Source organism: Fibrobacter sp. UWH1 (assembly GCF_002210365.1).
Lineage (GTDB): Bacteria > Fibrobacterota > Fibrobacteria > Fibrobacterales > Fibrobacteraceae > Fibrobacter.
The window spans coordinates 1-12596 of the sequence record NZ_MWQG01000036.1 but is presented as its reverse complement, the minus strand read 5'-3'; the positions used below and the strand labels follow the sequence as shown (position 1 = coordinate 12596).

The window sequence follows — 12596 nt, the reverse complement described above, 5'->3', positions numbered from 1 at the left end:
TGTATCATATGGGAAAAGTACTTGCTGAACCGGTGGTTGAGGCTGTGTTTGCCAAGTGCCGTTTTGACTGGTTTTTGTATGATTCTGCCGGGATGGAGTTTGATTTCTTTAATATCTTTTGTTATGAAAGTTTGCCTATGAAGAGGCCTGGGAACAGGGCGTATTCCGTAGGTATGATTTAGATTTTAAAATTAGGAGATTCTGTATGAATACGATTAAGAAAATTGGTTTGGTGAGCGCGGTCGCTTTTGCGCTGTTCGCCTTTAACGCCTGCGGCGATGACTCGGGCTCCACCAGCGCATCCGGTGAAAACAGTGCACTGAGTTCCGCTGTTGAGGAGGATGAATCATCCTCCAGTATCAACGACGACTCTTCCTCTTCCGTCATTCCAGACTCTGACCTGGAATCCAGCAGTTCCACGAAAACTAAAGGATCCTCCTCCAGTGTAAAAGGCTCTGAGTCAACAGGGGCGTCTTCATCAAGCAGAATAACAAATTCATCATCCTCTACTTTAATTTTGCCTTGTGAAGCTGCAGAAGAAGGTGAAATAATGACGATTTTAAAAACTGGAATTGATTATATCTGCACAAATGGTTTTTGGGTAGAAATACAATCTTCTAGTTCAGCGACATCCAGCAGTAGCTATTACGACATGTCGGAGCAGTTCAATCCGGACATAGAATATGGCTCCATGACAGACCCCCGCGATGGCAAGGTCTATAAAACTGTAAGAGTGAAGTACGGATATAGAGATATTGATTCTGTCACTATTTTTGCAGAGAATTTGAATTATGGAGAAATGATTTTAGGAGGGGGCACTCAAGGACGGGGCACTAAGTATTGTTACAACGACGATCCTTGGTATTGTGATAATGGATTCGGGGGACTATATAGTTGGAGCAATGCTATGAATTTCCCTGCAGCATGCGACAGCAACGCCCTTGGTTCTGCAATATGTCCTGAAAAATTTAACTACACATACAAAAATGAACAATTTGAAGGTTTAAGCATGTTTGTCCATCATCAAGGCATTTGCCCAGATGGTTGGCATGTTATGAATAAGGATGTGTGGGACATCTTGCTTGAAAGATCCGGCGAATCATTTTTCGCATCCACATACGGCTCCAAGGCGGTATTTTACAGATCCAATGAATACGGGGTATCCATACTTCCTGGTGGGTACTGGAATGAAGAATTTAAGTCAATTGGACAAACAGCGATTTTTTGGACTCCCTCTCAATCAAGGGATTATCCTGAACGCGCGAACTATATAGGCATTCACAGCAGTAGCTTTAATCGAAATCAAGCACTTCCTAAGGTTCAAGGATATTCTATTCGCTGCGTCCAAAACTATGATAGGGAATAATTAATTACAGAATTTTTCAAGAGAAATAAGGCCGTCCATTTGTAGCCAACGGGGATTATATGTCCAAAAAGAATAAAAATCACAAAAGAAACATCAATTTCAAAGTTGAATCCCTTGAACCGCGCTTGATGATGGACGGTTCTCCATCCGATACGGATTGGTGCAATGAACTTGATGATATCAATATTAGCTCATATACAATTCCTACATTGGATAGCGAGTCTATAGAGGGACTTGTCGTTTATGAAGAAAACGATAGTGAATCTGTCGCAGAGACAATGTCTTTAGCAGACGTTCTTAAGTCAACAAAAATTGATTTTTCTTCGGAATTCAATAATGTAAAGGCATTCATAAATTCAACAATAAACGATTTAAAAAAAGAATCCACAGATTCTTCCGATATGTTTCAGTTAGATGCCACAACTCTTTGCAACCGTCTAAAAAACGATAATACAAACAGTGCGTGGGGATTTGAAGAACGCCAAGGAAAAATAGAGGTAACGGTTGTAATTTCTACAAAAGTATCAATAAGCGAAAACTCCAAAATCGTTCCTGACATCGCCGAAAAGACCAATATTGACGTTATCTTTGAAGAGTTGAATGCTTCTGGTATTACCGGGAATAGTTTTTTAAAATTTTTCATAGATGGAGATGCCTCAAGTGACATTGAAAAATCAATGGAGACACAAGTTGCATTTCGTTTTAAGCAGGATCTTTCTTCATCAGAAACAAAAAATGCAAAAATTGGAATTTTGGAATTGCAATCTATTGCAGATGTCAATGAAAATGACCCTGATTTGGAAATAATTGGAAGATATACCGTAGATAAAGATGGAAATAAAACATTTAATACAACTTTTAATTACGACCTAGATTTCAAGGTAAAAGATGATTCAAGTTTTTTAGGTTCTGATGCCAAGGTGACTGGTTTTGATGTCGATGATTTAACTTCGTTGAAATATAAGAGCGTTTCTTCTAGCATAGATTCCCCACTTTCTGCAAAATGGGAAAGTGGGGACGCAACTCATGATGAAAACGATCTGATATCTTCTTTCGCAAATATCCAGATGGGAAATATCCTTAACCAGCTGAGCTCTGTTTCTAAGTTGCTGCAAAATGCGGAAACAGACGTCCTAAACAATAATTTTGAAGGTCTTATCGACCAAAACGCATCCTCATTCTTAAGACTATCGACCTTCTTTGACGACATACTCAAGACCCCTCCGCGATCCATTCAGGATTTATTGAATGCCTGTTCTTTCCTTAAAATTGAATTTGACGGTAATGGAGACTTTTTCAATTTAGTGTTCTCGCCGTCCCATAACAAGACGGCAAAGGCTGCATTGGCAAATGAATTCCTTGAGCAGATATCCAAAAATTTAAGTGATTTTACAAAGGGTAACCTAAGTCTGAGTCTTGATTCTTCCTTGAATTTGACTTTAAAAGTGCCAATGACAGGGGATAATTCCATAGATAAAGACACCCTCTTGAGTGACCTTGGAATTGATATTAATAATGTAGATAAGAAAACAATTATCGGAGATTCCAATGCAGTCATGGCGACCTATGCATTAGAAACATCCAACGTCATTAACAACAATATTGGTTTGAAGCTGATTGTCAAAGAAAATAATGGTGCTGAAAGAGCATATACCGGAACCATAAGTAAAAATAGTACTGTTTCAGATGTCGGAAACTATGTAGTTACTACGTTAAATGGCGCCTATAAGGATTCAACAGGCAAATCTACCTCACCTTTTACATCAGTAAGTGACAAAAATAGATATGCCATTATAGCCGATTTGGCGTCAACAGCAAGTTTCCTTTCCTTAGGTTTCACCACAGGAGATTCTAAGGAAATTGGACTTTTGGGCACACAGCTGTTTAAGCAGGCTTATTTGATTGACTGCAATAAAACTAGCACTAAAATTGGAAATAAATCCATTTCCATAAAAAAATCTGATTCAAACAATAATGAAGGAGATCTTGTTGTTGCGATCAATGATTTTTTGATGGGTGACTCTGCATACGCAGACTATTCTGCAGTGAAAATCGGAAATAAAATCTTCATCATCTATCAACCTTCTGGAGCTTCTAATTCAAATCCATGGTCCCTTTTTACAGAAGCTGGTGGTGAAACCAAGCTTGTCGCAGTATCATCTACATTACCGATTGATGTTCCGAGTAAAGCATTTACCATAACCATTGACGTAAACAAAGGAAGCGATGACTCTGTTAATGATAGATATAACTTAAGCTTTGAAGACGGTGACTTTAAAGGATGTTATACGGTAAATGACGTTGAAAAAGTTGTTTCCAAAAAACTGAAAGAAGAACTTGGAAAAAATCATGAAAAACTTATTCAAACAGCCGTTCGTGATGAAAGAATTGTTTTCTATTGCGACGATTACATCTTTAGCGTGAGTGGAGCCGATTCATTAGGGATTACTGCAGGCCAAACATCTAACCGAGAATGTGTTGAAATAATCTTTGATGATGATTCAAAGACTCGTCTTGATTTATCTACACTTTACTCTAAAATAGATGTAACGATAGATGACGTTTTGGAAGAAATCGCAAACCAGTTCAATCTTAAGAACTGTGGCTCAGTTTCTGTCAACGGCTTGACCTTGAAATTTTCAGGTTGTAAAGTAAAGTCCATAGAAAATGCTAACGGATTTAGCCTGGTAACATTGCTTGGTCTAACAGCAGATCAAGATGGTGCAACAGATTCTTTTACAGTAAAGGGGCGAAAGAATTCTCAAATTGAAATAGCCCAACTAGATCTCAACATAACTGAAAAACTAACTGGAAAAGGAAAACTTGTATCGGGAGTCCTCGGCATGGTCGGCGTTGACTTGACTGGAGAAGTGGGAGTCTCAGCAACTAGAACGTTCTCTCTAAAGGATTCCGAGACCATTATAGATGCTGTTAATTTATACGATGATGATGGAAATGTAACGGAAGATGCTTTTGCTTCTAGCAGCTGGAATTACGACAAAGTTGATGGATATACAAATTCTATTGACATTTTGCATAAAAACGGATTGAATGAACATGCTGCAACAATGTTGGCCAATGTCAGTCTTTTAAAAGGATCTTTGCTAATACCTTCTGTGGTAAATAAACAGCAACTGTCAGCTGAAGAGGCTCTTTTCAAAAATGTTTCTATGTCCACCTTGTTGGAGAACGTCAAGGACTCTCTTCAAAAGACTTTTTTACAAAATGTTCTAGGCTACGGAGAGGATGCTCCAGATTTTAACAATCTATCAAATACACTGCAGGTACTAAACCAAAAGTTACCCTTGTTTGGCAAGTCTGCCCCGGAACTTTTAGGTCTCATCAATAAAGTCAACGATGTTATCAGTAACATCTCCGCAAATCAGCCAAAGACTCTTCAGGAACTGAACGCAAAATTGCAAAAACTTTTAGGTGCAAGTCTCTACTTTATCTTTAATGAGACAAGTGTAGATTATACTTTTAAGTGGGATGCAAACTATAACCATCAATCAATTCCTGTCAGCAACTTCTCTCTTGTAGATAGTATCAATATTGGCGGTAATGCAGAAATTTACATGAATGGTTCTCTAAATATTGAACTTAAGTTCAATATGGCGATGACCGAAGGTAAAACTCTAGCTGTACCAACGCTTAAAGAAGATTCTTACATAAACTTTGACGTTCAGTTGATTGGCAAGCCTCTTTCTTTTGATTTGTCTGTTGCCCTTGGCGATTATAGTGGTTCCCTACTTCAGGTGGTAAGCGAAAGCAATGGCACAAGTTACCTTTGCGTAGCAATCAACGAAACATTCAAATACAAGAAAACTTCGACAGATGAAGATTCTTCCTTGGAATGGGTAAACGAAAAGGATGATTGCAAAATCGGTGGCGAACTGCATATAGAATGCCTTGGTCTTGACGCAGGAACCATTAAACTTGGAGTAATGGGACAAAATAACATTAATAGTTGGGATGGAACCAATGGCCTTGGAACATTCAATTTAGCAGATATCGTTGAAGGAAAAGTTGGTGTGAAGCTTCCTGGGTTCTTTGATGATAAGGAATTTGAAAAAGGGAATTCCAGTGCCGGCTCAATAGTTCTTGATTTGAGCGATATTGAAACTGATTTTGAGAAGATAGACTTTTTTGGACAAATCCGTCTTGTTACAGATGCCTTAAGTACTGTTTTACGAAAGGCCCAAAGTAGCTTAAACAAGACCTTTCTTTCGGATTCCTTGAGAAAAATCCCGCTGGTAGGCGATTCCATTGTGAGTGCAGCCGATTGCTTGACTGATTTGGATGAAAAGTTTATTGAGCCTTTGCGCAAATTTGCCTATAGTACTCAGGATATGAATGCTGCATCTGTTGCTGCGGCCTTGTATTCAATTCTCCAAAAAACAGGATTGCTAGGCACTTTGAGTAAAGAAGTGAGCGATACACAAAGTGTTGCTTGGGCAGGAAGTATTTTTAATAAATCTTACAATGACAAAAACGGCAAACAGTGCATTCAGTACAATGAGTCTGGAGAATCTGTGGAATGGCGTTTTTGTCTAAGTGGAAGTTACGATTTAGACGCCAATGCCGACTTTGATTTAGGACTTCCCGGTCTCGGACTTGCCTCGAAGGGTGGTGTTGATTTAAAACTGGAATGGAAATGGTACTTAGGCTTTGGTATTTCAAAAAATGGGGCCTACATTCTGCTTTCAAACGGAAGTGATGAGGGGAATGCTGATAAAACCATTGTTGTCGATGGAATAGAAAAATTGACTGAAGTATCTGAAGATTCCAGTACAAAGACTATGCAACTATCCGGTGATGATATCTTGGTAACTTTGACAGTAACACCGAATGTTGATTTGAAAGGTTCTTTAGGATTTCTCCAGATGTCTGGAAATCTCGTAAAAGAAAAAAACGGTAATTCAGGAACCTATGAAAACATTGCCGAAGGTGATACAACGTTTAGTCTTTCTTTGGGAATTGATTTAAATGACGGTCAAAACGAATCAAAGAATGCAAAAAATGATAAAAATGTTGATGCAAATGTAGATACAAAAATTAGCGTAAATAACGTGGCTAGGGACCTGTCTCTGGAAAGTAACCTGGATGGCAACCTGGACCTAAACATCAAGATGACTTTAGGCTTTAATACAGACTGCGTTGACATAGGCTTCCCTGAAATCGGAGCGATATTCAGCCTCAAATGGGATGCTAGCTTCGGTAAACCCTCTGGAGATATTTCCTATGCAGGCTTAAAGGATATTAGTTTTAATGCAGGCGCCTTTGTAACTCGGACACTTCAGCCTGTACTTCAGAAAATTCAAAAGGTTATTGACCCATTGATGCCTTTGATTGAATTTCTGCAATCAGAAATTCCTGTATTGAGTTCTCTGCCTAAAGGCGGTAGCAAAATGACGGTACTTAGCCTTATTCAATCTGTAGGAAGCGCTAAGGGCTTAAATCTTGGAATGCTTGATGATATAGTCAATATTGCGAAAACAATTGATAAGGTTTCAGATCCTAGTTTTGCTTTAAATCGGATACGACTAGGATCTATTGATTTTCTAGGAATAGATGAAGACAAAAATGAATATGTAAAAGGAATCCTTTTTGGAACTAGATCCTTTGATATTAGCCTATTTGACACATTAAATTTATCCGAAAATGATGATGATTGGACTTCCTTAAAAAATAAAGCACGACAGGACCTGTCTATACTATCATTCCCATTTTTGCAGGATGAAAATACTAAGGAATTTTCTCTGCAAACTTTAGCAATGTCAACAGTTAAGCTCCTTTTTGGTCAGGATGTCTCGTTGATTGAATATGACATGAGTCCCCTCACATTTGACTTTGACTGGAGCAAGAGTTTCGCCATTGTCGGCCCCCTTTGTGCAGACATCGGTTTTAATTTTGGTGTGAACATAGACCTATGCTTTGGCTATGATACCTTTGGCCTTCGTTCTTGGAAAAATAGCGGTTTTAAGGACCTTTGGGCACTTACAGATGGTTTTTATATTAACGATTTGAAGGACAACAAGGATGTAAGCGAAGTTGTTTTCTTCTCCGGCATCAATGCCGGTGCTAGTGTCGCAGGTCGTGCTGGCATCAACGTGGGTGTAAACCTCAATTTGAACCTGAATTTTGACGATCCCAACAACGATGGTAAAATTCGACTAACTGAACTAGCGGACAACCTTGCTCGCAGTCCACTAGCTATGTTTGATTCTTCAATGACAATGCAGGCTCGAGCTTACGCCTACCTTGACTTATTCTTCTACCGTAAGGAATGGAACCTGTGGAAGAGTGGAGCTTTGGAATTGTTCAATACTGACTCTACTAGCAAGGATACACCAATAGTAGCTACAGAACAAAATGGTGATGTGGTGGTAAATGTGGGTCTCTACGCTGAAAAACGTCTTAACGGAGATTTAAGTGATGGTTGCGATAAGGTAAATGTTGTTTGCTCTGGAGATATAGCCCAAATAACCATTGAAGGTTCAAATATAATAAAAACGACAAAGGAATATGTCCTCAATGGTAACACACTCTATGTGTATTCCGGAAAAGATAATGATGAAGTTATTATTTCCGGAAACGCAAGTTTTAATATAGTAATTGAAGGCGGAAATGATGATGATTCAATTGATCTAAGCGGTCTTACTCTTGCTCCCGGTTTCTACGCTGTAGTTCTTGGAGGAAACGGAAACGATTATATACTTGGCTCAAAAGGAAGCCAGAATTTTCTCTTTGGAGGAACTGGCCGTGTAGATATTAAGGAGACTGATGGTAAGAAGTATGTTTCATTAGCAGAAGTCTATCCAGATTCTACGAATGACGGAAATAATGTAATTGTCGGAGGCAAGGGAAAGAACTTCATATTCGGAGGAATCGGGAACGATTATATCTTGGGTGGAGTTAACACTCTTGACAATACTACGGAAAACCATCTTTTTGGAGATTTTGGTAGTGTCATGTTTGACGCGACATCTAACCTTATTCAAACAAATCGATATGATCTTTATGAAGACGGTGGAAATGATACCATCCTTGGAGGCAATGGAAGGGATTACATCTATGGTGGTGCAGGGAATGACAGTATTGATGGACGTGAAGGTAATGATGAAATTCATGCCGGTAAGGGAAACGATGTCGTTTACGGTGGTTCGGGTAGTGATGTAATTTACGGAGATGATGGCGTTGATGTGATATTTGGCGATTCCGTGAATTCTGGATTTATTATTGCCGAAGAAAATAATATGACGACGGCAGCAATGCCGTATGCTTATGTTTCAGAAGAGCTGAAGAAAAGTCAAGATTTGTCGACGACTGTTGATGACGGAAATAACTCGCCACATAAAAAACTGGCAACGTATGACTTTGTAACCCATTATGGGAGTGACAATCAAAGTGTTTCTACATTTGTCACCCGTGCAAATGAAGTGTATTCCGCACAATTGTCTTCTGGTGAAGATACGGAACCAGAAGTAGAATCATTTGATGATATTATAAATGGAGGTAATGGTTCCGACATTATTTTAGGTAATAGCGGAAACGATATCATTGAAGGCGGCGCTGGAAATGATTTAATTAAAGGTAATGAGGGTGATGATATCATTACAGGTGGCTTTGGAGAAGATTTGCTAGTTGGCGGTCAAGGTAATGATATTCTTGATGGTGGTGCCGGGAACGATATTGTGTTCGGCGACGATGGAATTAATGGATTTGCAACAGACCAGAAGGGAACTTCGAAATTATTTTCCAATCTGGAAGACAGCGAAGCGAGAAAGAATCAGGGTCTCGTATTTGGAGACACCATCAATTCTTTTGTAAAGAATTTCGGAATACGTGCGGATGCAAAGTCGAGTACAAGTGGTGGAGCCGACACGATTATTGCCGGGAACGGCAGCGACATCGTGGACGGCCAGAGCGGCGACGATTCCTACATTGTGAACATGATGGGTGGCGGCAACCGCGCTTACACCAATGTCATGGATTCTGGCGAAATTGACGCTGCGGATTCCCTGACAATAAATGGAACTATCAACGACGATCAGTTCCTTGTTCGCGCATCGAATAGCGGTTTAGGCATGGTCGCCATGCTCCCTGAATTGGGAGGAAACGCTAACGACACAAGCGTCAATAGCCTGATTGAGCGAGTAAACTTCTGGAATGTGGGTGGAGGTAAGACCGGCATAGAAAACCTCGCCGTTAATGCCGGTGCCGGAGACGACAGGATTTCCATTGATGGGACCCTTTCTACGATCTCCATTGACGCCGGTGCCGGTAACGATACTGTAACGGTCGGCCAGATGTTCAATTCCGAAAGAACCACCGATACGGGGCTGAGCAATGTACAGCTCAAAGATATTTTTGATACGACTCGGACAACGCAGGGCTACCTGAGCAATGGTGTCGAACATGCTACATCTATAATTGGTGGCGAAGGTGACGATACTTTCAACGTACTGCATAACAAGGCTGCCGTATCTCTTTCTGGTGGACTTGGTGACGATACGTTCAATGTCGCCATGTATCAGAAGGATGAGGGCGAAGGTAAAAAGTCGATTGTCGAGAATGGTCCTGTCACGCTGATTGGCGGTGCCGGTACAGACAAGATGAGCATTGCGGGTAGCGAAGGTGATGATTCTTTTGTCATATCGCATGGACGAGTGTTCGGCGAGGGGATTGACGTGCAGTCTGTCAGCATCGAAGACAAGAATGTGTACGGTGGCGATGGCGACGATTCCTTCTATGTGCTGGATACAGAAGAGAATGAAGTGACAAAGCTCTATGGCAACAAGGGCAACGACAGTTTCCACAATGGAGGCGTGGGTTCCGCCGATATGCCTGCGTTCCTGAACGCTACGGCGACGGATTCCGAAGCTATAAATGTCGTGTTTGTTTCTACGGAAGACAACTCTGTGGTACTTGACACCCCGTATGCGACTCTGCCGGAAAATGGTAGCACAATCAACGCCTATGCACTTAAACTTGACAGGGCTCCCAAGGCTGACGAGATTGTTTCTGTCACTGTATTCGCCCCTGTAGCGACAACGGAAGCCCATGGCCGCGGTGACCGTGAAGTTTGGCTTGTAGATGGGGAAGATAAACTCTGTAAGTCGATTACGTTCAAGTTTGCCGCCACGGCGGACTTGGCTAAAGGTACGGTTGCATGGAATGCCTTGCAGACGGTAAAGGTGAATGCTATTGGCGACTCCGTTCGTGAAGGCGACGACTATTTCTCGCTGCTGCATAACGTTGTGCTGACGCCAGGTTCAAGTACAGAGGCTTCGAAGGTGAATGCCTGCAAGAATGCCCTTGTATTCCTTGACGAAATCGATAATGAAGCGGACTCCGATAATGAAGTGGACTCCGATAGTGAAGCGGACTCCGATAGTGAAGCGGACGTCGATAGTGAAGCGAACGTCGATAACAAGTTCTCTGTAACACAGGAAGTTGTCGTGACCGGCTCGGATGTTTCAAAAGGCTTTATTAATGTTGGGTTACGTTCTTTGCCAGGAGTTGAAGAAATCGATGCTTGGTTTATGAAGGACGGTGCTCCTGTTTCTATAAATTCTTTAACTCGTGGTGCAGAAAATAAGCTGACGATTAATGTAAGAACGCTGAATTTGACATCCGGAACAAGGATTTATCTTAACTACAAGCAGGATCATGTTCTGTTGATTGACGAAAGTGTCGTGCAGATGGCTTACAGCACAGAAGGCATGACCCATGCACTCGTATTTGTCCCATTGGTATATGATGCGAATCTTGGTCATGAAGTATATGACGATTCTCAAGCAAGCTTTATTTACGCTGAAAGTCAGCTTGAAAGCTTGGGGGCAACAGCGGACAATGTCAGATATGTTTACAGGACTGCAGGTACACAGATAATCATCCTTGACAAGATCTCGCTTAAATCAGTTTCTCTCAAGGGAAATGTCTCTTTCCTGCAAGTAAATGGAGTTTTCTCCAATCCGCATGTGATGATTTTTGACGAGGCAAATTCCTTCCAGAATGTTTCCAAGGAAGAAATCATCTCCCATATGCAGGATGATACCATTGAAAACATCAAGGGCGCTTTGTATGAAGACGGCATGGGCAAGGAATTCAGCCTGGAAAATGTCGGACCGGCCATGCTTCATTACAGCACGGAACCGGATGACGATAATGCTGAAAAGAATGTCGCCTCTACTGCAGATAGTTTAAAATGGGCAGACGCAGCCCAGACTGCCGCTGAATATGACGAGAGCCAGAGTGTTGACCGAGTCTTCACCAACAACATGAAGAATGCCAAGGCGGGCGAAAAGAACGACCTTGAATCGTTGACAGGCTCGACAGAGGCCGATGCAGAATGGATTGAATCTGATTCCCAATCTATCCGATTTACCCACAAGGACAGCGGATCGTCTGTTGAAAATCGCATCGGCATAGGCAATATGGAGTATGGCGAGTTCAACCTGGGTACAGGTGCGGACACGGTAGATATACACAAGTCAATCTATCGCGAAGACGGTTTCCAGACCTTCACCGTGGTAAATAGTGGTAAAGGCAATGATGTAGTTACGGTGCACAGCTACAAGGACGGCTCCGATGACCAGCTTGTAATCAACGCTGGCGAGGGGAATGACACAGTGACCGCCACAGACGAGAATGTGACCAGGGAAGGTCTCATTGTGTTCGGCGGTCTCGGAGACGACAGGATTGACATTGGCAGCGACAGTTCCCTGGTCTTTGGCGACCGAGGCCAGGTGCTGTATCACGACGATGACGGCAACGTGGTGACACGCCTTGGCGACGACAGGACCGGTACACCCGGCGTTGATGAGGAAGATGAAGAATGGAATGCTGGCGGTTCCGACTATGCAACAGGCAAGAACAAGGATTCCGAAGCCTACAAGCAGACCGACGGTGTTCGCCGCGGCCCAAGCATCGCCCGCACGGTAACAGAAAGCCAGGGCGGGAATGACGTAATAAACCTCGCTAACGGCAGGAATGTCGTCTTTGGCGGCGTAAATGCAACCCGTACCGACTCTGCGGATGCAAGCAAGCTCGAAAACGAAAAGGAAACAATATCTACCGGCAATGGCGACGACCTTGTCTTTGGCGACGAGGGCTATGCCACCTTTGGCGGACACGCCGCTATAGCAAAAAACCTTGGGCAAGAGAATGCTTCTGAAATCCGCAACGAGGCTACCCTTTCGTTCAATTTCGTGGGTAACTCGCAGAC

2 protein-coding genes and 1 pseudogene are annotated in these 12596 nt (G+C 41.9%); all 3 read left to right on the top strand.

Annotated features, from left to right (window positions below; genetic code table 11):
- The first annotated feature begins 8 nt into the window (after nt 1-8).
- Nucleotides 9-182: a hypothetical protein gene (locus B7992_RS16780; RefSeq protein WP_176421949.1), complete on the top strand. Its 174-nt coding sequence runs from the start codon at nt 9-11 to the stop codon at nt 180-182.
- 23 nt (nt 183-205) lie between these two features.
- Complete coding sequence (locus B7992_RS13180; protein WP_088666484.1) at nt 206-1366, top strand: FISUMP domain-containing protein; 1161 nt, start codon at nt 206-208, stop codon at nt 1364-1366.
- A gap of 59 nt (nt 1367-1425) precedes the next feature.
- Nucleotides 1426-12596 (top strand): annotated as a pseudogene (locus B7992_RS16775) (hypothetical protein); the annotation flags it as partial.